Source organism: Pedobacter ghigonis, from assembly GCF_903166585.1.
GTDB classification, from domain to species: Bacteria; Bacteroidota; Bacteroidia; order Sphingobacteriales; family Sphingobacteriaceae; genus Pedobacter; species Pedobacter ghigonis.
On sequence record NZ_CAESCM010000026.1, the window covers coordinates 13,663 to 37,925 of the forward strand.

17 protein-coding genes and 2 tRNA genes are annotated in these 24,263 nt (G+C 38.5%); 18 read left to right on the plus strand and 1 reads right to left on the minus strand.

All coding sequences use genetic code 11. The features are described from left to right. Positions 1–12 precede the first annotated feature (12 nt). From HWV58_RS23710 to HWV58_RS23780, 15 genes are all read left to right on the plus strand, one after another. On the plus strand, positions 13–2,388 hold the full coding sequence (locus HWV58_RS23710) for an ABC transporter permease (protein WP_175636490.1): 2,376 nt from the start codon (positions 13–15) through the stop codon (positions 2,386–2,388). Between the two features lie 70 nt (positions 2,389–2,458). After that, positions 2,459–4,831 (plus strand): ABC transporter permease, encoded by a 2,373-nt coding sequence (locus HWV58_RS23715; RefSeq protein ID WP_175636491.1) that lies wholly within the window; start codon positions 2,459–2,461, stop codon positions 4,829–4,831. A 70-nt stretch (positions 4,832–4,901) separates the two neighbouring features. Beyond that, complete coding sequence (locus HWV58_RS23720) at positions 4,902–7,283, plus strand: ABC transporter permease (RefSeq protein ID WP_175636492.1); 2,382 nt, start codon at positions 4,902–4,904, stop codon at positions 7,281–7,283. A gap of 69 nt (positions 7,284–7,352) precedes the next feature. After that, complete coding sequence (locus HWV58_RS23725; RefSeq protein WP_175636493.1) at positions 7,353–9,740, plus strand: ABC transporter permease; 2,388 nt, start codon at positions 7,353–7,355, stop codon at positions 9,738–9,740. Positions 9,741–9,846: 106 nt separating this feature from the next. Further along, positions 9,847–12,267: an ABC transporter permease gene (locus HWV58_RS23730; protein WP_175636494.1), complete on the plus strand. Its 2,421-nt coding sequence runs from the start codon at positions 9,847–9,849 to the stop codon at positions 12,265–12,267. 75 nt (positions 12,268–12,342) lie between these two features. Further along, positions 12,343–13,026: an ABC transporter ATP-binding protein gene (locus tag HWV58_RS23735; RefSeq protein ID WP_175636495.1), complete on the plus strand. Its 684-nt coding sequence runs from the start codon at positions 12,343–12,345 to the stop codon at positions 13,024–13,026. Positions 13,027–13,135: 109 nt separating this feature from the next. Then, positions 13,136–13,933: an ABC transporter substrate-binding protein gene (locus tag HWV58_RS23740; RefSeq protein ID WP_175636496.1), complete on the plus strand. Its 798-nt coding sequence runs from the start codon at positions 13,136–13,138 to the stop codon at positions 13,931–13,933. Between the two features lie 142 nt (positions 13,934–14,075). Next, complete coding sequence (locus HWV58_RS23745) at positions 14,076–14,378, plus strand: hypothetical protein (protein WP_175636497.1); 303 nt, start codon at positions 14,076–14,078, stop codon at positions 14,376–14,378. Between the two features lie 277 nt (positions 14,379–14,655). Continuing rightward, positions 14,656–14,737: transfer RNA gene (locus HWV58_RS23750), tRNA-Leu, on the plus strand. 707 nt (positions 14,738–15,444) lie between these two features. Next, a tRNA-Leu gene (locus HWV58_RS23755) sits at positions 15,445–15,526 on the plus strand. A 165-nt stretch (positions 15,527–15,691) separates the two neighbouring features. Beyond that, positions 15,692–17,041 carry a trigger factor gene (tig, locus tag HWV58_RS23760; protein WP_175636498.1) on the plus strand — a complete coding sequence of 450 codons (1,350 nt, stop codon included), beginning with the start codon at positions 15,692–15,694 and terminating at the stop codon, positions 17,039–17,041. Positions 17,042–17,129: 88 nt separating this feature from the next. Further along, positions 17,130–17,486, plus strand: coding sequence for a four helix bundle protein (locus HWV58_RS23765; RefSeq protein WP_175636499.1), 357 nt, complete (start codon positions 17,130–17,132; stop codon positions 17,484–17,486). Between the two features lie 153 nt (positions 17,487–17,639). After that, positions 17,640–18,347, plus strand: a complete 708-nt coding sequence (gene clpP / locus HWV58_RS23770; protein ID WP_039476959.1) for an ATP-dependent Clp endopeptidase proteolytic subunit ClpP — start codon at positions 17,640–17,642, stop codon at positions 18,345–18,347. Next, positions 18,331–19,569: an ATP-dependent Clp protease ATP-binding subunit ClpX gene (gene clpX / locus HWV58_RS23775; protein WP_175636500.1), complete on the plus strand. Its 1,239-nt coding sequence runs from the start codon at positions 18,331–18,333 to the stop codon at positions 19,567–19,569. The genes clpP and clpX overlap by 17 nt, the downstream gene beginning before the upstream one ends. A 96-nt stretch (positions 19,570–19,665) precedes the next feature. Continuing rightward, positions 19,666–20,529, plus strand: coding sequence for an AMP nucleosidase (locus HWV58_RS23780; RefSeq protein WP_175636501.1), 864 nt, complete (start codon positions 19,666–19,668; stop codon positions 20,527–20,529). A gap of 331 nt (positions 20,530–20,860) precedes the next feature. Here HWV58_RS23780 and HWV58_RS23785 read toward each other — a convergent pair whose 3' ends face one another. Then, a complete protein-coding gene (locus HWV58_RS23785) occupies positions 20,861–21,721 on the minus strand; it encodes a sigma-70 family RNA polymerase sigma factor (RefSeq protein ID WP_010601359.1) in 861 nt (286 codons plus the stop codon). 415 nt (positions 21,722–22,136) lie between these two features. Here HWV58_RS23785 and HWV58_RS23790 point away from each other — a divergent pair, with 415 nt between their 5' ends. The 3 genes from HWV58_RS23790 to HWV58_RS23800 are packed head-to-tail and all read left to right on the plus strand — an operon-like array spanning position 22,137 to position 23,766. Continuing rightward, on the plus strand, positions 22,137–22,730 hold the full coding sequence (locus tag HWV58_RS23790; protein ID WP_175636502.1) for a hypothetical protein: 594 nt from the start codon (positions 22,137–22,139) through the stop codon (positions 22,728–22,730). Positions 22,731–22,732: 2 nt separating this feature from the next. After that, a complete protein-coding gene (locus HWV58_RS23795) occupies positions 22,733–23,545 on the plus strand; it encodes a DUF2975 domain-containing protein (RefSeq protein ID WP_175636503.1) in 813 nt (270 codons plus the stop codon). Positions 23,546–23,559: 14 nt separating this feature from the next. Next, on the plus strand, positions 23,560–23,766 hold the full coding sequence (locus HWV58_RS23800; RefSeq protein WP_175636504.1) for a helix-turn-helix domain-containing protein: 207 nt from the start codon (positions 23,560–23,562) through the stop codon (positions 23,764–23,766). The last annotated feature ends 497 nt before the right edge of the window (positions 23,767–24,263 follow it).

Below are 24,263 nucleotides of genomic sequence, written 5' to 3' on the forward strand. Positions count from 1 at the left end.
GTTAACCTTACGATGTTCAAATTAAACTTAAAAATAGCTTTACGTAACCTTTGGAGAAACAAAGGAATTACTGCCATTAATGTGGGTGGTTTGGCCATCGCTTTGGCTGCGTTTATTTTGGTAATGCTGTATTTTACTTACGAAACCAGTTTCGATAAGACTAATCCGAACTATAAGCATATTTATGTGGTTGGGCGTATATATCCCGATTTTAAAACTAATTATACCCCGCCGCCATTGGCAAAGGCAATAAAACAACACTTCCCCGAAGTTGAAAAGGCAGGTATCACCAAAGGAAGTTTTTTTGAACTTGTAATTAAAAACGGTAAAAACACCATTTTTACCAATAATTTCATGCAGGCTGATTATGCTGCCGCCGAAATACTTGATTTAAAACCAACCGGTGGATTGGAAAGACCCGCAGGTAATGAGGAAAGGATTTCGTACCTGAGTAAAGAAAGTATGAAAACGCTGTTCCCAAATAAAACAGATAATAAACCTGAAATGGTAACATTGGGAAGCAGTGTAATGGGGATAAGAGGTAAGATTAATGGTTCAATCGTAAATAACCCACATTCAAATGTAACTTTCGATGGCATATCGATTGGTAATGAACTGGGGCAGGGCGAAAATTACGGTAACAACAATTACACCACGTATTTACAGCTTAAACCGGGAACTGATGTAGCTAATCTGGAGCAGAAAATAACCAGGTTATATCGTGCCGAATTACTGAAAGCAGAAACCGATCGGGAAACGATTGATAAAATAAAAGGCATTTCTACTTTTTTAGATCCATTGTCGAACCAACACTTAAAGCCTAAGGCCGGTAATGATGCTCCTTATAAAATATTAATTGCGCTGTCGGTATTAGGCATTTTGATTCTGCTAATTGCCTGTATAAATTTCACTAACCTGAGTATTGCACAGGCCACAAAAAGGGCAAAAGAAGTTGGCGTTAAGAAAGTAATAGGTGCTTTCCGTTTTCAGCTGGCAGTGCAGTTTATGGTTGAGATATTGATGCAATGTTTTGCAGCCACTGTTTTAGCCCTCATGCTGGCCGAGCTCGTTTTACCAGGCTTCAATAACCTGTTCCTGCTAAAATTATCGATATGGCATGCCGGTAACGATTTGTTTTGGCAGCTCCCTTTAATCTTACTGTTAATCACATTTATTGCAGGCATTTACCCGGCAATGGTTTTATCGGGTTTTAAACCTGCACTGGTTTTAAAAGGAAATTTTTCTACCAGCAGGCAAAGCTATTGGTTACGCAATGGTTTGCTTGTTTTTCAGTTTAGTATTGCTGTCATCTTCATTATTGGCCTGTTCATTATCAATGCACAGCTAAAATATATGCGAAGCCAGGATTTGGGTTTTAAAGCCGAACAAGTGGTTTACATTAAAAATATTGCCATGTTCTCCGATCCGGCCAAATTTGAACCGGTTAGAGCAAGGATGCTGAAAATTCCAGGCATTAAATCGGCAACAGTAGCAACCGGAATCCCGAACGGCGCAGCCAACGGAACCAATACCTATAGCTCAAATGGGGTGCAAGCCAGTATCGATTTCCTGGATGTAGATTTCGATTACTTCGAAACCCTGGATATAAAGTTAAAAGAAGGGCGGTTTTTCTCCAAAGCCTTTAAAACCGATACCGCAAATTCGGCTGTAATTAACGAGAGTGCTGCTGTAAAATACGGATTAACCAATCCGATTGGCCAAACCATAAGTGGCTGCAATACCGATTATAAAATAGTTGGGGTGATTAGAGATTTTAAGGCCCAGGGTTTCGAAAATGCCACCCAGCCAACCATTTATGCCATCAAAGATCCCTGCGGAAATCCAAAAATGGAAATCATGCTTAAAATTGAAGAAAATAAAATGGCCGATGCATTGGCTGCTTTAAAAGCGCAATGGCCCGAAATTAATAAGCTCGATGGGGAAGATTTTCGCTATGCTTTTTTGGATGAGCTGTATGGTAAGCTTTTTAAAAAACAGGAACAGTTGCAGTCTGTCTTCTTCGCTGCTGCGGTACTCACCATCTTTATTGCTTTACTGGGCTTATATGCATTTGCCAAATACATTACCAATGGTCGTTTGAAAGAAATTGCCGTACGTAAAATACTGGGGGCAACCGATGTGCAGTTGCTGAAGCTAATCAACAGTTCATTTTTTATCCTGGTGGTTATTGCCAATGTAATTTCCTGGCCAATCGCTTATGTGATCACCAATATGTGGCTCAAAACCTTTGCTTACCGGATCGATTTTCCAGTTTTGCCCTTTGTAACCACTACACTGATAACCATTTTATTAACCATTATAACCGTAAGTATACAGGCAAAAAAGGCAGTGAATGCCAATCCTGTTGATGCTTTGAAATACGAATAGCGCAATTGGCAGTTTTCAGTTGGCAATTTAACAATTAACCAGTTTAACAATTAACACAGTTAACCCTACCATGTTCAAATTAAACTTAAAAATCTCATTACGGAACCTGTGGAAGAACAAAACCTCTTCTTTCATCAATGTAATTGGTTTAGCTATTGGCCTGGCTGCCTGTTTAATGTTGTTGCTTTATGTAACCTACGAATGGAATTTTGATAAGCAGGCTAAAAATTCGGCTCAGGTTTATACCACCATGACCAACATTGAGGGCGACAACCAAAAAATAAGTGGAACTTTTGAAGGATCGGTTACGGCTTTTGGTCCGGCGATAAAAGCGGCTTTGCCTGAGGTTATGTACACCGCACGGATGGATTATGGGAAGGAAAATCTGATTGCTAATGGTACCAATGCATTTAAACGCAAATCGAAATTTGCTGAGCCTGATATCCTTAAAATGTATGATTATAAATTTACAAAAGGGGATGCCAAAACAGCTTTGAATAGCCCAAATTCCATTTTACTCACCGAATCTACTGCGAAACTTTTATTTGGAAATACTGATGTTTTGAATAAAGTAGTGCGTTTTAAAGATAAGTACGACCTGAACATCACCGCTGTAATTAGCGATCAGGCAGAAAACAGCTCGAATAAATTTGATTATTTAATGCCCTGGTCTTTTTACGAATCGATAGATGAAAGTGCCAAATCAATCAATTGGGGCAATTACAGTTACATTACACTGGTTAAGTTAAAGGAAAATGCCGATTTAACAGCCGTAAATAAAAAGATAATGGGGGTAATTAAAGCCAATACCCGCGATGATTTTCAAACCCAGGCCTTATTCCCATTAAGCAAATTACACCTTTACGGAAAATTTGAAGAAGGAAAAAGCATTGGAGGCGCCATCGAACAGATTTATCTTTTTGTTGGTCTGGCTTTTGGCATCCTTTTAATCGCCTGCATTAATTTCATGAACATGGCCACGGCCAAATCAGAAAAAAGGGCTAAAGAAGTGGGTATCAAGAAAACCATCGGCGCAAACCGTACTTCATTAATCATCCAGTTTTTAACCGAATCGATGGTGCTTACGTTTATAGCAGTGGTCATTGCCATTGCCTTGCTCGAGATTTCGTTACCAGCCTTTAACCACTTGCTTAACATTAACCTCAGCATTTCTTATTTTAATGTAGCAAGCTGGATCGGAATTTTAGCCATTGTGTTTGCTACAGGGCTGATTGCAGGAAGTTATCCGGCATTTTATCTTTCTTCCTTTAATCCGGTTCAAACCCTTAAAAGAAAAATCGGTTCGAAAGGAGGCTGGTCGGTTAGTTTACGACAGGTACTGGTTGTAGGGCAGTTTTGTTTTGCCATTATCCTGATCATTTCTACGCTGGTAATTTACCGTCAGATTCAATACATTAAAAACAGGCCGGTTGGTTTCGATATCAATACCTTGGTAGAAATTCCGCAGGATGGCGAGTTGAAAGGGAAGTACGAACTGTTAAAAAGCGAATTGCTTAAATCAGGTGCAGTTTCTGCCATGTTTCAGTCCTCAGTAAGTTTATCGCACCATGGCTCCAACTTTATGGATGTGGCCTGGGAAGGAATGACTAAACCAGCCAATACGGTTTTGTTTAATCAGGTAGCTACTACCTACGATTTCATCAAAACAAACGGAATTAAGCTAACCGGTGGACGCGATTTTTCAAAGCAATTCGCTTCCGATTCAGTAGGCGTATTGATAAGTGCTTCGGCAGTAAAGGTTTTCGGTTATAAAAATCCGGTTGGAAGAACTGTAAGTGCGTTTGGCGATAAATACCATATCATCGGTGTGTTCGACGATTACGTTTGGGATTCTCCTTACAAATCGAATAACCCGATGGTTGTATTCTTCGATCCGCGTAGAACCGGATACATCACCATGCGCTTAAATGAAACGAACAGTCTGCAAAGCAATATCGAAACCATCAACAAAATTACCAGGGGTATAAATCCGGCATTTCCGGTCGAAATAAATTTCCTTAATACTTTGTACCTGGAGAAATATAAAAGCGAAAAAACACTGGGAGTGCTCTCTAATTTGTTTGGTGGCCTGGCCATTTTCGTTTCCTGTTTAGGTTTATTTGGTCTGGTGGCCTATAGCGCCGAACAACGCACTAAAGAATTTGGCGTGAGGAAAGTTTTGGGAGCCTCGGTGACAAATTTAATGCAGCTGTTATCACTGTCTTTCCTTAAAATGATTGCTGTAGCCATTATAATTGCCATTCCGGTAAGTTATTATGCCATGGGAAAGTGGCTAATCAAATTTGAATTCCATACCGATATCAGTTGGTGGATTATGCCGCTGGCAGCTATGGGTACTTTATTAATGGCCTTAATTACGGTGAGCTTTCAGGCTTATAAAACGGCGAAGGCTAACCCGGTAGATGCTTTGAAATACGAATAAAGCAATTGATAGTTTTCAGTTGGCAATTTAACAATTAACCAGTTTAACAATTTATACAGTTAACCCTACGATGTTCAAATTAAATCTAAAAATCGCATTGCGCAACCTGTGGAAACATAAGGGCTTTACGCTAATTAATGTTGGTGGCCTGGCCATTGGCATGGCTTGCTGTTTAATGCTGTTGCTGTATGTAAATTACGAGTGGAGTTTCGATAAGCAATATAAAAATGCAGATAAGACCTATTTTGCGGCATTAAACCTAAAATTTAATGGTAAACTGGCCACTACAATGGCTGTGCCGAACAAGTTGGCCAATGCAGCAGCTACAGAACTGCCTGGTATTAAAAATGCTGCCCGTATCTCCATGCCCGGTGGCTCTAAACTTTACAGTCACGATCAGAACCATTTTAAACTGGAAGCACTGAGTGTAGACCCCGGTTTCCTGAAAATCCTCGATCACAAATTTATTTATGGCAACCCTGAAACGGCACTGGCTGAACCCAATAATGTACTCATCAGTGCCTCTACTGCAAAAAAGTTGTTTGGTGAGCAAAATCCAATTGGCCAGCGCATTACTTACGATAATAAAATAAGTTTGAAAGTTAGTGCGGTAATTGAGGATTTGCCTAAAAACCAAAGTATCAGGTTTGATATTTTACAGCCCTGGGCATTTTTAGAACAGGAAAACCCGAGCGAAAAAGAAAACGGATGGGGTGCCATTACCTGCTTAACTATATTCCAGCTGAAAGATAATGCTAGTTTGGAGGCTACCAATGCAGCCATTAAAAACTTTGTGGTAAACAAAGAGCCGGCGCTGAAAGAAATGACTTATCAGATTTTCCTTTTCCCTTTAGCTAAACTCCATTTGTACGATAATTTCGAGAATGGAAAATCGGCTGGAGGTAAAATTGATCAGTTAAAATTATTTGTTTTTCTGGCCATCTGCGTATTGCTTATTGCCTGCATCAATTACATGAACCTTTCTACAGCCAAATCGGAAAAACGGGCAAGGGAAGTAGGGGTGCGCAAAGCCCTGGGTTCTACCCGCAATACCATCATGGGGCAGTTTATGATTGAATCGTTATTGTTATCGGTTTTGGCCATGGCAATTGCTTTCATTTTGCTAGAAGTTTCATTGCCTTATTTCAATAACCTGCTCGATATTTCGATTAAGATCGACTACAGTTCTTACCAGTTTTGCGGATTATTACTTTCAATGGTCCTGATTACCGGTTTGCTTGCCGGAAGTTATCCTGCTTTTTACCTTTCGTCGTTTATTCCTGTTAAAGTGCTTAAAGGTTTTAAAGGCTCATCGGGCTCATTGTCTATCCGTAAAACTCTGGTAGTGGTGCAGTTTAGTCTTTCTATTTGTATGATTATTTCTGCCATTGTAGTTTACAGCCAGATTCAGCACCTTAAAAATAAACCATTGGGTTTCGATCAAACGGCACTCGCCCAGATCGATCTGGAAGGCGAGTGGACTAAACCCGAGAAATTAGCGCTGTTTAGAAATGAACTGGAAAGATCGGGAGCCATTACAGCAGCTACAGAATATGCCGGTTCATTTACCAAAAGTGGTTCCATTACTGGTGATATTTCATGGCCTGGTAAACCTAAAAACGATGTTTCCATTATCAATTACAGAAGCACTGGATTTGATTTCGCTAAAACTACAGGGGTAAAAATTGTGGCTGGAAGGGATTTTGATCCTAAATTTTCTGCCGATACCGCCACATCGCTTTTACTCAACCAAACTGCGGTTAAAACCATGGGATTAAAGAATCCGGTGGGTACTGTAATCCATTGGGGCGATAATCCGCCGCTTAAGGTAGTAGGCGTAGTGCAGGATTATTCAAACGAATCGCTGGCATCGAAAATACAACCAACCGTTTACTATTACAACATCAAAACCAGTAAGGTTTTATTGCTCAAACTAAACCCCGCACAATCGTTGAGCACTTCGGTCGAAACCATAAAATCAGTAAGCAGCCGCTTAAATCCGGCTTATCCGGTAGAGGTAAAGATGGTTAGCCAGGGTATGGCCGAAAAACTGCGTAGCGAAAAGTTGCTAAGTGTACTTTCTAACCTGTTTGGTGGCTTTGCCATTTTTATTTCCTGCTTGGGTTTACTCGGGTTGGCTTTATACACTGCCGAACAACGGAGCAAGGAGATCAGCATCCGCAAAGTTTTAGGAGCCAATCTTTCTGATATTCTAATCTTGCTCAACAAAGATTTTATGAAACTGGTCGTTATTGCCAATCTGATTGCTATTCCGGTAGCTTATATTCTGGTGGCTAAATGGCTGGAGAAATATGATTATAAAATTTCGATCAATCCCTTGCCATTTTTGCTGGCGCTTTTAACTTCAGTACTGATTGCGCTGATTACGGTGAGTATGCAGACTTTTAAAGTTGCCAAAGCCAATGCCGTTGATGCACTAAAATACGAATAAAGCAACTAGCAGTTTTCAGTTGGCAATTAACAATTAACCAGTTTAACAATTTATACAGTTAACCCTAAGATGTTCAGACTTAACCTCAAAATCGCCTGGCGCAACCTCTGGAAAAACAAAGGTTATACGCTTATTAATATTCTCGGCCTATCTATCGGGATGGCAAGCTGCATTTTGATCTTTATTTTTATCAGATATCAAATGAGTTTTGATAAAGGTTTTAAAGATAGCGATCGGATTTACCGTGTGGTTTCATCCTGGGATTACAGTGATGGGAACCAGTTTTTTTCGCAGGGCGTTCCTATGCCTTTAACACCTGCCATGCGGAATGATTTTTCCCCTTACCTGGAAAAAATAGCTGCAATTGAGCAAAGTGCCGGAGTAATACAAATTAAAGATATCGCTGGAAAAGAGACGTTCAAAAGCAATGAAGATGTTTTTTATATTGAGCCTGATTTTTTCGGAATATTTGATTACAAATGGTTATCGGGCGATTATGCCGCGCTTAAAGATCCCGGTAATATTGTCCTTTCAAAAGAAATGGCCGAAAAGTTTTTTGGAAGCTGGAAAAATGCCCTTGGCAGATCTGTAAATTTTGATACGGCGAATTACCTCGTTATCGGGGTAATAGATGACGTGGCAGAAAATAATTCGGTACCGTTAAAAATTATGCTTTCTTATAAATCTTTGAAAAGCAGAAACCTGGATAGATGGGGATCGGTAGGTTCGAGCTCTGAAAGTTACATCAAATTAAAACCAAATGTAAAGATCGAAGCTTTAAATACACCACTAAAGGCATTTTTAAAGAAATATTATACCGAAAAGGCTCCTGGAAAAGAAGGACACTTATTTCAGCCCTTAAATGATATTCACTACAATAGTAAATTCGGTAATTTTTCGGGACGGATTATGCCTAAAAAACAAATTTATGGGCTGGCCATTATTGGCTTTTTCTTGATAATTACCGCGTCCATTAATTTCATCAATTTAGCTACAGCACAAGCGGTAAGCCGTTCAAAAGAAGTGGGCATTCGTAAAGTAATGGGCAGTCAACGCAGCCAGCTCGTGGTGCAGTTTTTAACCGAAACGCTCACAATCGTGCTGGTTTCGCTATTACTTGGCAGTGTTTTAACCGAAATTGCACTACCCGGAATGCAAAATCTCTTTGGTTCAAAAATATCTTTCAGCATTTTTGAGCATCCCATTATTTTGGCTTTTTTATTATTTCTGGTCGTTTTTGTCAGTTTGTTAGCGGGCTTTTATCCGGCCATTGTTATATCAGGCTTTAATCCGGTTTTAGCCATCAAAAGCAAGATTTCGGCAAATACAGGTGGTTTAGGTTTGCGCAAAATTTTGGTTGTATTGCAATTTGCGATAACAGCAACGCTGATTATTGGTACCCTGGTTATCCTTCAACAAATGAAGTACATCCGCCAGCAGCCCCTGGGCTTTAATCCCACAGCAATTGCCATGGTCGATTTACCAAACGACAGCCTGACCATGCAGCGCTTTGATACTTTTAAAAGCCAGTTAAAACAAGTTCCTGGTGTGGAGGATGTAAGTTTATGCAGAACTGCCCCTTCATCACAAAACAATAATGGAAGCAGCTTTTCTTATAACAGTTCAAAAGATGCCGATTTTCAGGTAAATACGAAAAATGCCGATGTAGATTATCTAAAAACATTTGATTTAAAACTTGTAGCCGGTAGAAATATTGTTAAATCGGATACGATAAACGAGTACCTGGTTAACGAAACCCTGCTGAAGAAATTAAATGTAAAAAACCCGAATGAAGCGATTGGCAAAATATTATCTATGGGTGGAATGAAAGCTCCCATTGTAGGGGTAATCCAGGATTTTAAAAACAGGAGTCTGCACGAAAGTATTGATCCTATTTTGGTTGGTTCGTCAAGAACGCGATATTTTAACGCTGCCCTGAAGCTAAATTCATCGCAAATGGTGGCTACGATGCAGAACGTTAGAAAAATTTGGCAAAACACTTTTCCTGAGTCTGTTTATAGCGAATTATTTTTAGATGAGCAGATCGCAAATTATTACCAGGGAGAAAAGGTTATGGGTACTTTGTTCGAGGTATTTGCCGCTGTAATTATCTTCATTTCTTTTATCGGCTTATTCGGACTAATTTCATTTGTAGCCACTCAGCGAACCCGAGAAGTTGCCATCAGAAAGGTTTTGGGTGCCTCAACTATCGAACTGATAAAAATGCTCAATGGTTCATTCCTGACGATGGTATTTATCGCCAATGTGATTGCCTGGCCTTTAGCCTATTTATTTGTATCGAAATGGTTATCCGGCTTTGCCTATCGCATAGATATTAGTATATGGCCCTTTGCACTTGCTATGATCATATCCATGCTAATTACGTTAATAACAGTGAGTTTTCGCTCTTATAAAGCTGCGGTTGCCAACACCGTTGATGCGCTTAAATATGAATAAAGCCAAAAAGAAAAAGACCAAAGCGAAAAGCCCTCTCAATACTTGATACCTATTACTTGCTACCTGATACCCAATACCTAATACTCAATACCCCAGATCCAAAGAAATGTTCAAACTCAACCTAAAAATCGCATGGCGAAACCTGTTTAAAAACAAGGTGTATGCAGCCATTAACATCGGCGGACTGGCCCTTGGGTTAACCGCTTTCTTATTGATGTTGCTCTATATTAATCACGAAGAAAGTTACGATACCTGGTCAGCTGATTTAAAAAATGTTTACCAGATCAGAGAAAAACATAGCTTTTTTACGCCCGATAATCAGGATCACTGGCAGGAAATCAGTAATTCGAGGGTTGCGGCTTTAATAAAAGAAAATGTACCGCAGTTTACCATGGTTACCAAAGTGGATCAGGAGTGGGGGAATGGCTTTTCTGTTAAAATAGATCATGCCGATCCGATCCTAATAAAGGGAATTAAAGATGCCGATTCTGCGTTTTTCAATGTTTTTCCTTACAAATTCATTCAGGGTAACGAAAAAACGGCTTTAAAAGAGCCCAATACAGTAGTGCTAAAGCAGAACCTGGCCATTAAGCTCTATGGAACTGACAGGGTGTTGGGTAAAGTGTTTAAACTGGTTAGATGGCGCAATGATGAAGGTACACCATTGAAAATAACCGGTGTAATTGCTGATGCGACTACCCCCGAAAGTGTAAGCTTTAACGCAATAAGCCATACCGGCGATCAGGACCACGACCCCGATCAGATTGGTAGCTCGCACTACAATCAGGTATATGCAAAATCGGCTGATCGTATCGATACCTTACCGGCCAATAAAAGTTTGCAAAAAGTATATGTAGATTTTAAAAAGAAATCTTTAGCAGCAGAAAAACTAAATTTTAACGACGTTTATAAAAACGGAAAAACACCAGGGCTTAAGGCCATTCCCTTAAAAGAAGTTCATGCCAATCCTCCTTTTGCAATTAACTGGATAAATAAATTAAAACCTGTAATAGGGATTACTATTTTTTTACTGCTCGTATCTATTATCAATTTTGTTAACCTGGCTACGGCACAATCTGTTCAGAGAGCCAAAGAAGTTGGTGTAAAAAAAGTACTTGGCGCTTACAAAAAGCAATTGGTTATGCAGTTTCTAATCGAATCTGCCTTACAAAGTGTAGTTTCACTTTTTTTAAGTGTTATTTTGATCGAAGTGTTGTTGCCGGCATTTAATCACCAGTTTAATGTCGAGCTAACTTTCTGGCATAACCAACATTTTTTTTGTATTGCATGGCAGCTTGTGGCAGTTTTTGTGGTGGTCACACTTCTGGCGGGTTTCTATCCGGCTTGGGTATTATCTGGCTACCATCCCGTTTCGGTGCTTAAAGGCAATTACGAAAACAGTCTGAAAGGAATTGTGCTGCGTAATATTCTGGTAGTTTTTCAGTTCGGAATCTCTGTAACCTTTATTATTGCCATTGGGGTGATGCAAATGCAAACCAGGTACATCAGCAGTAAAGATCTGGGATTCGAACGCGATAAACTCATTAACCTTCAAACCGGCTATGATCAGGATTTTGCCGATAAAATAAGGCGTATTCCGGGTGTTCAATATGTTTCTACTACCACCCAGGTAATGGGAAATGCCTTTAACAACAAAAGTGAAATTATTTATAAGGGCCGTGAAGTTAACCTGAATGGCGTTACCGTTACCATGGATGCCCTGCAAACTCTTGGCGTAAAGTTAATATCCGGGCGTTTGTTTACTAAAGAATATAAGCAGGATACCATTAATTCAGTTGTACTTAACGAAGCTGCAGCTAACCTGCTGGGTAAAAATATGGTTGGCCAAACCTATGGCAAAGTCGATTATCAGGGTAAAACCATTACCTTTCAGGTTGTTGGGGTAATTAAAAATTACCACAATGAGGGTTTCGATAAAGCGGTATTACCTACCGTTTATAAAGTAACCAGCTTAGGGGGTACCTCAAATACCAATAACCTGCTGGTAAGGTTCGATACCAAAAACTATAAAGGAATTATCGATAAAATAGAAACCGAATGGAAAAAGCTTTATCCCGATTTTCCTTTGCAATACCAATCTATGGATGAGGCCTTTTCTGGAATTTTGGAAGAGAACAGGCGGTTTATGAACATGATCGTGCTGTTTAGCGTTGTATCAGTTTCCTTATCTTTACTGGGCTTGTTTGCCTTATCTACCTTTGTAGCAAAACGCCGCACGAAAGAAATTGCGGTTAGAAAAGTTTTGGGAGCATCGAACATCCAGATTGTAAACCTTTTAAATAAATCCTTTTTAATTTTAGTAATAGTAGCTAATTTAATCAGCTGGCCTATAGCCTATATTTTAGTCAAAAAATGGCTTGAAGGCTTTGCCTACCGGATAGATATGCCGGTTTATCCATTTATGTTAGCCACTGTTATTTCAATTATTATAGCCGTTTTAACCGTAAGTATACAGGCAAGAAAAGCCGCGGTCGGCGATCCGGTAAATGCACTTAAATATGAATAAGACCTGCGTATAGCGTTTGGCGATAAGCGATAAGTTCGCCAAACGCCAACCGCTCTGCGCCCAACGCTAAAAATTATGATACAACTTACCAATATCGAAAAGTATTACGCCAACAAAGGCGTTAAAAATTATGTGTTACGTTTGGTAACCACAACCATTAATCAGGGCGAATTTGTTTCCATTATGGGGCCTTCCGGTGCCGGGAAATCTACTTTGCTCAACATCATCGGCATGTTAGAAGAACCAACTTATGGTACCTATAACTTTTTTGGCGAAGATGTAACCAGTTTAAACGAGCGTAAACGCATCGAACTTTATCGTAACCACATCGGCTTTGTATTTCAGGCATACCACCTAATCGATGAAATGACGGTTTACGAAAACATTGAAGCGCCACTTTTATATAAGAAAGTAGGAAGTTCCGAGCGCGCCAGCAGGATAGCCGATTTGCTCGACCGTTTTAATATTGTGGCTAAAAAGGATTTATTTCCCAATCAGTTGTCAGGTGGTCAGCAGCAACTGGTAGGCATTGCACGCGCATTGGCTGCACAGCCGTCGATTATTTTGGCCGATGAGCCTACTGGGAATTTGCAGTCGGCACAGGCTGAAGAAATCATGAGCTTGTTTAAAAAACTCAACGAAGAAGAGGGGATCACCATTATTCAGGTAACACACTCAGAAAAGAACGCGCAATACGGAAACCGGATATTGCACATTGCCGATGGTGTGGTAAAAGAAGATGTGGCGGTATTAAGTTAGATCCATTTCATTATTTAAATAAATGACTGAGGATAAGTGCAGATTTGGAATGGTAACAATTTCTATCTGTGTTTATCATTTTTATCTGTGGTTAAATTAACTTTGCTCCATGCAAAAAACATTTACCGACCAGATGGGGCGGGAAATTACCTTTAATTTTCCGCCGAAACGGATTGTTTCTGTTGTTCCTTCTCAAACCGAACTGCTATTCGATCTCGGCCTGGATACCGAAATTATCGGTTTAACTAAATTTTGCATTCATCCGATAGAGAAATTTGCCACACGCACTAAGGTTGGCGGAACCAAAAAGCTGAATATCGATCTGATTAAAGATTTAAAGCCCGATTTAATCATTGGCAATAAAGAAGAAAATACGCAGAGCGATATCGAAGAGCTTGAAAGTTATTTTCCGGTGTGGATGAGCGATATTTTTACCCTCGATGATGCCATGAAAACCATTGGCCAGATCGGTGAACTGGTAGACCGCGAGCCTGAAGCCGGTTATTTAAACCATTTAATTTCTGCCGGATTCAGCGATTTGAGAACACTGGCTGCACAGCATCATATTGATAAAAAAGTAGCTTATTTGATCTGGCGGAAGCCCTACATGGCAGCAGGCAAAAATACTTTTATTAACGATATGCTGTTAACCAACGGTATGACAAACGTAATCAACCTTGAACGCTACCCGGAACTAACACTAGAGGAACTGAAAACTTCAAATTGCGAACTGATTCTGCTTTCTTCAGAGCCTTATCCTTTTGCCGAAAAACATATCGAAGAAATACAGGCTGCGGTACCGAATGCCAGAATTATGCTGGTAGACGGCGAAATGTTTAGCTGGTATGGCAGCAGGCTGGTTAAAGCGGTGCAATACTTTTTTGAGTTTCAAAAGGAATTATATTAAGGCTCCTGCTTTAATTTTCTTAAATTGTAGCATATTTAAATATTACATCTTAACTATCATGAAACCACTATGATTTTTCAAACCACACAGTGGGATGAATAAATCTGGTAGCTTCATCACAATTGAAAATAAATTTATACAGATGAAAAAAATCTTAATCCTATCCCTGTTTGTTGCAGCACTTTCGGGCTGTACAACAATGAATAATGGCAAAAGTGCTGGTACTATAACTGTAAGTGGTAAAATAGAAAAATTGGGCATGTCAACCTTCCAGTACGGTACCCATTTACTAAAAGCTGAAAATAAAACCTATGCATTAAAAAGTGCCAGTATTAACTTCGATAATTACCTGAATAAAGATGTTACTGTAAAAGGGAAAAAAGTAGCTGGTTATCCGGTTGATGGTGGCCCAGAGCTGATCGATGTAACCCTCATTAAATTCTAGGTTACAGCATAAGGGAGGTTCCCTTGTTTAAGTCCTTAAAACCTGAATTTGATGGTTGACCTGATTGCCATGATAAAAAAAGTGAAAATATTTTTTTAGCCGATTATGCATCGGAAGTAATTAATGAGGTTGCTATCTCTCAGCAGCACAGTGTTTTCATTTTTTGGCTGAAGTTAAGTGCGAGAAAACTGTGATTAATTTATGTTTTCTGACGGCGTAATAAAGTTTGATTATTCAATCTAATTTCTATCTTTGCACGCATTAAACATCCTGAGATGCGGAAGTGGCGTAATTGGTAGCCGCACCAGACTTAGGATCTGGCGCTTCACGGCGTGGGGGTTCGAGTCCCTTCTTCCGCACAACAATTTAAAAACCGTTCTGATAATCCAGAACGGTTTTTTTTATGGTCAATAGCATGGTGTCTCCGCTAATGAAACAGTTGTTAAAAAAAGAGTCATCTGATAGGATTGTCTAAGTTTTCTAAGGATTATGGGCTATTGAATTTACAATTTGTTTTCCCTGTAAGGATTGGATATGTATTTATCATTTGAATTGAATTGTCTGGTGCTGGGATGAAACTATTATTTGCCTATTTTTACGATAGACTTTGGTTTTATTCTTTTTCCAGGTTCGCTTATATTTTAACACGAAATCTCAAGTAAGGGCTTCCTGGTTAACCGATTCACTATCCGTGCTATTTCTTCAAATCTTCTGTGGATTTTTTTTATGGTTTATACCCAGGTCTATCAGCTGTTGTCTCCGCTAATGAAATAGCTGTGAAAGGCTGGTCGGTGAGGACACCGACCAGTAGGTATAACCGTTCTGATAGCCAAGTGACATTTTTCTATCGGTTGGTGTCCTCACCAACCGAAATAGACGCTAAAAAACCGGTGCAGATACCACCAATTAGATAGAAAATGTATTAAGAGCCCTTATTGTGAAAAATTTTCTCCTTAAAAATTAGTGAGTTAGCACTTTTTTGAAAGAATAATCTATAAAATGTTGCCGATGCCTTTTGATTATTCAATCTTGTTTCTATCTTTGCAGTCCTTACAACATCCTAACTGCGGAAGTGGCGTAATTGGTAGCCGCACCAGACTTAGGATCTGGCGCTTCACGGCGTGGGGGTTCGAGTCCCTTCTTCCGCACAACAAGATAAAGGCCGTTTCGATTTAACATCGGAACGGTTTTGTTTTTTAAAACATTGATTAATAAAAATTGATGTGCTGTTTAATCTGGAGTAGTATATGTTATTTATCTTAAATCTCATATTGCTAAACTAGGCGCTAATTGCATATCTCAATCGCTAAAAAATGAATATTACACAGGAAAAAACCGGCAACTTAAATGCTGTTGTAAAAATCAAAATCGCACCAGCTGATTATTCTGGCAAAGTAGAAAAAGCCATTAAAGATCAAGCTAAAAAAGCACAATTACCTGGTTTCCGTAAAGGGATGGTTCCTGCTGCTCACATTAAAAAAATGTACGGTAAAAGCATTTTGGTAGAAGAGGTTAACAATTTGTTAAACGATACTTTATCGAACTACATCGCTGAGCAGAAATTAGAAATTTTAGGTCAGCCATTACCACAAATGGATGATGAGCGCGAATTTAAATGGGATAACACCGACGAATTCGAATTTGATTACGAATTAGGTTTAGCACCTGCTTTTGATGTAAACGTTTCATCTAAAGATAAATACACCGAATATGTGGTTAAAGCTGATAAAGAAACTTTAGAAAGCCGTATCAAAAATATCCGTCGTAGCTATGGTAAAATGACTAACCCTGAAGTATCTGCTGAAGGTGACGTACTTTACGCTGAATTAACCCAGTTAGGTGCCGATGGTGCTGTATTCGAGGGCGGTATTTCAAGCACTGCAACACTTCGTTTAGACCTGATTAAAGACAAGAAAATCCTTAAATCATTAGTAGGTTTAAAGAAAGAAGATGAAGTTACTGTAGATTTAGTAAAAGCATTCGACGATGCTGCAGTTGTAGCTAAAGCTTTAAACATTTCTGAAGAAGATGCAGCTGATTTAAAATCTAGCTTCAAACTTTCAGTTAAAAACGTAAACCGTTTAGAAGAATCAGATTTAAACCAGGAGTTTTTCGATAAATTATTCGGTGAAGGTACTGTAACTGACGAAGCTGGTTTCAGAACTAAAATTACTGAAGAAGTAGAAAGCATGTTTAAACAAGATGCTGAGCGTAAATTATCAAACGATATTTACGAAGATCTTTTAAAGAAACACACTTTCGAATTGCCTGATGAGTTTTTACGTCGTTGGTTAAAAGCAACAAACGAGAAATTAACTGACGAAGAATTAGCTGAAGGTTATGATGATTTCGCTAAAAACCTGAAATGGACTTTAATCGAAAACAAAATCATTAAAGATAACAGCATCGAAATTAAATACGAAGATGTTGTACAGGCTGCTAAAGCTAAATTAGATGCGCAGTTCAGAATGTATAGCCCAAGCCCGCTTCCTGAAGATCAATTAGCACAATATGCTGTTCAGTTCTTACAGGAAAAAGAAAATGCAAACCGTGTTTTCGAAGAGGTTAAAGCTTTAAAAACTTTCGAACAAATTAAAACCATCGTTACTTTAGAGCAAAAAGACATCGATTACGATAAGTTTATTGCGCTTGATAAAGCATAGAGCGCTTAGCATAGGGCATGGTGTACAGGGAACTACCTGATGCATTTTGTCTGATTGTAGACGCAAATAAAAAATCTTATTTTGCTGAATGGCAAAATTTAGATTTCAAGACCTGTTAATTTGGCAAAGAGCTGTTTTTACAGGTAATAGATTATTAGATATTTCTGAAAAATTAGAAGAAATAAAAAAGTTTAGATTCGCAGAGCAGCTTCGAGGAGCTGCTCTTAGCGTATCTAATAATATTGCAGAAGGTTCGGGTTCTAATTCAATACCTGATTTTAAAAGATTTTTAAATTTTGCCCACCGATCTGTATTTGAAAATGCCAATATTCTACTGGTATTGAATTTAAGGATGTTGGTTTCTGACAAGGATTTGGCTGAGTTATTAGAAGATTTAGATATTTTAGCCAGGATGATTTCTAATTTTTCGAAAAGTTTGAAATAGAGCGTGCTATATTGTCAGTGATTTTCATGTGGTATACTCTTTGTCTAAACAAGATATAATTGAAATATTATTTATATTTTGGTTTATATTATTCACGAAACGATGGGGAACAAGAGCGCTCAGCGCTATGCCCTCTGCTAAAAAACTCAAATAATGAACATAGACTCACAAGAATTCAGGAAATTTGCCGTTAAACATCAGGGAATTGGCGGTTTACACGTAGATAAATTTATTGCACAGGCTAATCTGAACCCTCAGAATATGACGCCATATATTATTGAAGAACGTCAGTTAAACGTTGCTCAAATGGATGTATTTTCGAGGTTAATGATGGACCGTATTATCTTTTTAGGTGATGCGATTTATGATCAGAATGCAAACATCATCCAGGCGCAATTGTTATTCTTGCAATCGGCTGATGCAGAACGTGATATTCAGATTTATATTAACTCTCCGGGCGGTTCGGTATATGCTGGTTTAGGTATTTACGATACCATGCAGTACATTCAGCCGGATGTAGCTACAATTTGTACCGGTATGGCAGCATCAATGGGCGCTGTTTTATTGGTAGCAGGTGCTAAAGGTAAACGGGCTGCTTTACCACACTCAAGAGTAATGATTCACCAGCCATCAGGAGGTGCACAAGGTGTGGCATCTGATATGGAGATCAACTTAAGGGAAATGTTGAAATTGAAAAAAGAATTATACGATATAATTTCAGAGCACTCTGGACAGTCTTATGACTGGGTAGAGAAAGCTTCAGACCGCGATTACTGGATGACTGCCGATGAGGCAAAAGGGTTTGGTATGGTTGATGAAGTTTTATCGAGAAACGCAAATAAAAATGGCGAAACAAAATAAAGAATCCCGCTGCTCATTCTGCCATTCTGGCAAGCATGAAACTTTAATGTTAATTGAAGGTATGGATGCGTTTATCTGTGATAAATGCGTTACCCAGGCCAATCAGTTGCTTGCGCAGGAGCTAGGAACCAAAGGGACGAAAAATATTCAGGAGGCGATAAATTTATTAAAGCCTCTTGAAATTAAACAACACCTTGATCAGTATGTAATTGGTCAGGATGATGCGAAAAAAGTATTAGCTGTTGCAGTTTATAACCACTATAAACGTTTAAACCAAAAGGTTGATAAAGACGAAATTGAGATCGAGAAATCGAATATCATGTTGGTGGGAGAAACAGGAACAGGTAAAACCTTATTAGCTAAAACTATCGCTAAAATCTTGCATGTGCCTTTCTGTATCTGCGATGCAACGGTTTTAACTGAGGCCGGTTATGTAGGAGAGGACGTAGAGAGTATTTTAACCCGTTTGCTTCAAGCTGCAGATTATGATGTAACTGCTGCCGAGCGCGGTATTGTGTATATTGATGAGGTAGATAAGGTGGCCCGTAAAAGCGATAATCCATCTATTACACGCGATGTATCGGGTGAAGGTGTGCAACAGGCTTTATTGAAGATTTTAGAAGGTACTGTGGTAAACGTTCCACCTCAGGGAGGGCGTAAGCACCCTGATCAGAAAATGATCCCGGTAAACACCAATAATATCCTCTTTATTTGCGGTGGTGCATTTGATGGCATTGAACGTAAAATCGCCAACCGTTTAAGAACACAGGCTGTAGGTTACAAAGTAAAGAAAGATGAAACAGTTTTAGATCTTAAAAATCTTTATAAGTATATTACACCTCAGGATTTGAAATCTTTTGGATTAATTCCAGAGTTGATTGGCCGTATTCCGGTGCTTTCGCACTTAAATCCATTAGACAAAGAGTCGCTGAGAAATATCTTAACGGCACCTAAAAATTCATTAATTAAGCAATATGTTAAGCTTTTTGCTTACGAAGATGTTAAATTAGTGTTTGATGATGAGGTTTTAGATTTTATTGTGGATAAAGCAATGGAATATAAATTGGGTGCACGTGGTTTAAGATCAATATGCGAAGCGATTATGCTTGATGCCATGTTTGATACACCTACCCAGACGGATGTCAAGGAATTGCATATCAATCTCGATTACGCGATAGAAAAATTTGAAAAGGCTGACTTTAAAAAGTTGCAGGCCGCTTAAAAAAAATCAAATCCTTCCCGTAATTCGGGAGGGATTTTTTATAATACATCATTTTTTAACGCTAAGCGCTATGCGCCATGCTCAATGCTAAAAGATATGAACGAAGAAAAAGACGTAAAGAAAGACGAAGCTGCAGTAGAGAAAGCAAAAAAAGTAAAAGAAGTAGAAACTCCGGTTAAAGCCGGATTAAAATCGAAAGAAGAGATTGTAAAAAACTGGTTGCCGCGTTACACGGGCAGGCCTTTAGATCAGTTTGGCGATTATATTCTGCTTACCAATTTCAGTAAATATGTAACCATGTTTTCGGAGTGGAACGATAACGCGCCGATTATGGGCTTAGATAAGCCAATGCAGAGTGTTACTGCCAATGGAATAACGATAATTAACTTCGGTATGGGTAGCCCGCTGGCAGCAACCATGATGGATTTACTAACAGCGATTAAGCCAAAAGCAGTCTTGTTTTTAGGTAAATGCGGCGGTTTAAAGAAGAAAAACCAGTTGGGTGATCTTATTCTACCAATCGCAGCAATCAGGGGAGAAGGAACATCGAATGATTACCTGCCTGCAGAGGTACCTGCATTACCGGCCTTCGCCTTGCAGAAAGCGATATCGACTACAATACGTGACTATGGTCGCGATTACTGGACGGGAACCTGTTATACCACCAACCGCAGGGTTTGGGAGCACGATAAGGAATTTAAGAAGTATTTAAAAACATTAAGGGCAATGGCAGTAGATATGGAAACTGCGACCATTTTTACCACAGCATTTGCCAATAAAATACCTGCAGGTGCACTGTTATTGGTTTCCGATCAGCCAATGATACCGGAAGGCGTTAAAACCGCTGAAAGCGATAGCAGCGTTACCGAAAAATATGTAGAAACGCATCTGCACATTGGTATCGATTCGTTAAAACAGTTAATTAATAACGGTTTAACCGTGAAACACTTGTTGTTTTAAACCGGAAACAAACATAGAACACGCCACCCTGAGAAAAAGAGCGTCACCCTGAATTTATTTCAGGGGCTCCAGGTTTTATATGGAGCTGAAACAAATCCGATAGCTATGGGATTTATTTTAGGCTCTCCAGTTTTTAAAGGGTGAGATGCTGAAATGAATTCAGCATGACGCATGAGGGGGAGGGGGCGTTATCCTAAATAGCAGGTCGTCATTTCGAGCGGAGCACAGCGAAGTCGAGAAATCCTTAAGGTTCTGCAATCGGATCAAAAGCAAAGCACAAAAAAGGTCCCGATCAAAAATCGGGACCTTTTTTGTATAGAAGATATCTTGCTTATCCTAAATAAGATTTCAAAATCTTACTTCTTGAGGTATGACGTAAGCGTTGTAGCGCTTTATCTTTAATCTGACGAACACGCTCGCGTGTTAAGTTAAATTTCTCACCAATCTCTTCAAGAGAAAGCGGGTGATTAGAACCTAAGCCGAAGAATAAAACGATAATTTCTCTTTCTCTTTCTGTTAAAGTAGAAAGTGAACGTTTAATTTCCTCTGATAAAGATTCGTTAATTAATGAGCTATCTGTGTTTGGCTCGTGGTTTTCTAATACATCCAATAATGTATTTTCTTCACCCTGAACAAAAGGAGCATCCATTGATACGTGACGGCCAGAGTTACTCAAAGTGTCCGAAATTTTATCCACTGTAGTTTCTAAAATATCAGCAAGTTCTTCTGGAGATGGCTCGCGTTCGTATTCCTGCTCTAATTTAGAGAAAGCTTTACTGATTTTACTTAACGAACCTACCTGGTTTAAAGGTAAACGTACAATACGGCTTTGCTCGGCAATAGCCTGTAAAATCGACTGACGAATCCACCAAACGGCATAAGAAATGAATTTGAAACCTTTGGTCTCATCAAAACGTTTTGCCGCTTTAATTAAGCCCAGGTTACCTTCATTAATTAAATCACCTAAAGTTAAACCCTGATTTTGGTATTGTTTTGCAACAGATACAACGAAACGTAAGTTGGTTTTAGTTAATCGCTCTAATGCAGCCTGATCGCCCTCACGAATCTTCCTTGCTAAAATTACTTCCTCTTCTGCTGTTATTAAATCTACTTTACCAATTTCGTGCAGGTATTTATCTAACGATTGGCTTTCACGATTGGTAATGGATTGCGTTATCTTGAGTTGTCTCATTTATACGTTTTGTGTGCTCTTTAATTATTGAGTGTGCAAAGTTACGAAATAGTATAGCAATCCGAAAGGATAATATGCTGAAAATGTTATCGTTTGCACAAGATTTTTACAGTTTTACTTACAGCAAAAATCATTCCAAATAAAATTATGTCACTAAAAATTGTTTTCTGCGAGTAATGATTGTTATTCGAATATTATTTATTGTAAAACAATAAATATGTTTTGATTTATAATAATTTTTAGTTTATACTTGTGCGATAAATAATTGAATTATTATGACGTTTTTAAGTTTTCCGATTCTTGTATTAAGAAATACAAGCTTGTATTTTCAGGTAACTTAAGCAGGCAGGATTTTCTGTCAGTAAGACAATACTTTTAATATTTATTGTAATCAATAAACCAATTTAACGCCCTTATGAATAAACTTCTAAAAATTTTCAGGTATGCCGGGTTTAGCCTGGTTTTTATTGCATTGGTTTCCATTGCTAATCATTTAATTATTGCTGTAAGTAATTACAATGCCAGAGCGCTTTCTGTTAATCTGGTAGAAAATGATGCTGCAGCGCAAGTTAAAACGATGGGTGAGGCTAAATTTATTAACAGCCATTTTGGGGCATACCAGTTTAAACCAACCTTGATACAGGCTGTTTTGCTTTCGAACGACGGAGCTGATCAGGTTTTTGCCAATGCGGTTTTTTATCTCATTATCGGGAGCATAATTCTGCTCATAGCTTATAAAAGGCCAAAATGGCTCGAAAATCTGACAGAAAATACGTTGTGGCAATTTGTAGGTGCAGGTGCAATATTGTTTTTTGCTTTAAAATTTCTATTCCTATTTCTGATTCAGGGTTACGTGGAGGATTTGACAGGGAAAGCTTTTAAATATCTTCATAACGATGCCGGCGATTACAATTTAGGGGGTGTTTCTCTTGTTGTTATACTCAGCATAATTTACGAGCTGCTTTCTTACTCCAGAAAGCTTAAACAGGAAAATGACTTAACAATATAGATATGAAATACAAAATATTTGCAAGGATAGTCAGGGTGTTTTTAATATTGGGTATTATCCTGATGGTTTTTACTACATTTTTACAAGTAGGTAGTAATCTTTTCGGATACAAGAGTTACATAAAAATATCTAATAGCGGAACAATTGGCGACTATGAAAAAGGTTATTTATTACCCATGAGCCTTAGTTTATCGATACCAGATACCGTAACCGAGTATAAAAAAACTGGTAATGTTACATCAACAGTGAGTGTTTTTAATGACTTAGAAAAAACAAGCTTCGAGAAACCTCACGACTCTTTAATTGAAAGGAGGGTGGTGAATAAGTTGAAGGTTTGGGGCGATCAATCTCCGGTTAAGATTTCTAATCGTATTGTTTTTAATGGTAATGTAATGATTAAGGTAAATTCGAAAGAAAAAAGCGACACCTTTTTTTGGGGGTTATATTATTTTATTCAACTATCTTTTTATGTAGTGATATTTGTTATGCTAATAAAGTTGATTAATAACTACTTGAATAATAATTTTTTAAATACCGGAAGTTTTAATCTTATATCGTGGTTAGGGATATTGTTCTTAATACAGGAAATATTAAACTTTTCTTTTATTTACGCCTTTAGCATAATTATACCTGCTGTAAGTTTAGATACTCAGGCATTAATTGGTCAATACTATTCTAATGGTGTAAGAATGAGCCTTAATTTCGGAGGGCCTATAGATTTTTCTAAAATATTTATTGGCCTTATAATTATCATCTTATCCAAAGTTATCAAAGATGCGGTATTGATTAAACAAGAAAACGACCTTACTATTTAATTGCGCAACGGGAAATGGCTATAATCGTAAATCTGGATGTAATGCTTGCCCGGCGTAAAATGTCGCTTACAGAATTAAGTGAGCGGGTAGAAATAACCATGTCTAATTTATCAATATTGAAAACGGGTAAGGCCAAAGCAATCCGTTTTGAAACACTGGAAGCAATTTGTACGGTTTTGGATTGCCAGCCAGGCGATATTCTGGAATTCCGCGCAGAGTAAACCTTCAGGTTTTCAAAAACCTGCGAGTTTTGATCTGAGCCAAGCACCACAAACCCTCGTTCAATAAACCTGATAGTACGAAAAGCCCGGAGCGAAGCATGAGTGAGGACTTGTAGGGATAGCAGGGCAGAAGGCCGCCATAAAAACAGGAACTTTCGTTTTCAAAAAAACAAAATATGTCTAATTAGATTTCTCTTTTTCGCTATGCTACAGTCGGGATGATGACATTTATTATAGGTTTTGGGAAAATAAGAGAATAAAAAAAAACCTTCCAGTTTTCACGAGGGCACTGAAAAAGTAGACTTAAAATGGTCTATAAAAAGATTAGCGGATGTGTAGGTCATAAGATCTCCATCCGCTTTTTGTTTTTGAGTGTTTTTATATTTTTACTGGTCCCAACCCAATAAGGTCTCTTGCCAAATTTTAGTGTTTTGTGGTTCTTTTTGGGATATTTTTAAGCAATTATGATCCCGTTTTAGAATTTTAGTATTCTTTTT

Bases quoted from the DNA above. Each gene is read 5' to 3' on its own strand.
- HWV58_RS23710 (WP_175636490.1), top strand. From the start codon at position 13: ATGTTCAAATTAAACTTAAAAATAGCTTTACGTAACCTTTGGAGAAAC.
- HWV58_RS23715 (WP_175636491.1), top strand. From the start codon at position 2,459: ATGTTCAAATTAAACTTAAAAATCTCATTACGGAACCTGTGGAAGAAC.
- HWV58_RS23720 (WP_175636492.1), top strand. From the start codon at position 4,902: ATGTTCAAATTAAATCTAAAAATCGCATTGCGCAACCTGTGGAAACAT.
- HWV58_RS23725 (WP_175636493.1), top strand. From the start codon at position 7,353: ATGTTCAGACTTAACCTCAAAATCGCCTGGCGCAACCTCTGGAAAAAC.
- HWV58_RS23730 (WP_175636494.1), top strand. From the start codon at position 9,847: ATGTTCAAACTCAACCTAAAAATCGCATGGCGAAACCTGTTTAAAAAC.
- HWV58_RS23735 (WP_175636495.1), top strand. From the start codon at position 12,343: ATGATACAACTTACCAATATCGAAAAGTATTACGCCAACAAAGGCGTT.
- HWV58_RS23740 (WP_175636496.1), top strand. From the start codon at position 13,136: ATGCAAAAAACATTTACCGACCAGATGGGGCGGGAAATTACCTTTAAT.
- HWV58_RS23745 (WP_175636497.1), top strand. From the start codon at position 14,076: ATGAAAAAAATCTTAATCCTATCCCTGTTTGTTGCAGCACTTTCGGGC.
- tig (WP_175636498.1), top strand. From the start codon at position 15,692: ATGAATATTACACAGGAAAAAACCGGCAACTTAAATGCTGTTGTAAAA.
- HWV58_RS23765 (WP_175636499.1), top strand. From the start codon at position 17,130: ATGGCAAAATTTAGATTTCAAGACCTGTTAATTTGGCAAAGAGCTGTT.
- clpP (WP_039476959.1), top strand. From the start codon at position 17,640: ATGAACATAGACTCACAAGAATTCAGGAAATTTGCCGTTAAACATCAG.
- clpX (WP_175636500.1), top strand. From the start codon at position 18,331: ATGGCGAAACAAAATAAAGAATCCCGCTGCTCATTCTGCCATTCTGGC.
- HWV58_RS23780 (WP_175636501.1), top strand. From the start codon at position 19,666: ATGAACGAAGAAAAAGACGTAAAGAAAGACGAAGCTGCAGTAGAGAAA.
- HWV58_RS23785 (WP_010601359.1), bottom strand. From the start codon at position 21,721: ATGAGACAACTCAAGATAACGCAATCCATTACCAATCGTGAAAGCCAA.
- HWV58_RS23790 (WP_175636502.1), top strand. From the start codon at position 22,137: ATGAATAAACTTCTAAAAATTTTCAGGTATGCCGGGTTTAGCCTGGTT.
- HWV58_RS23795 (WP_175636503.1), top strand. From the start codon at position 22,733: ATGAAATACAAAATATTTGCAAGGATAGTCAGGGTGTTTTTAATATTG.
- HWV58_RS23800 (WP_175636504.1), top strand. From the start codon at position 23,560: ATGGCTATAATCGTAAATCTGGATGTAATGCTTGCCCGGCGTAAAATG.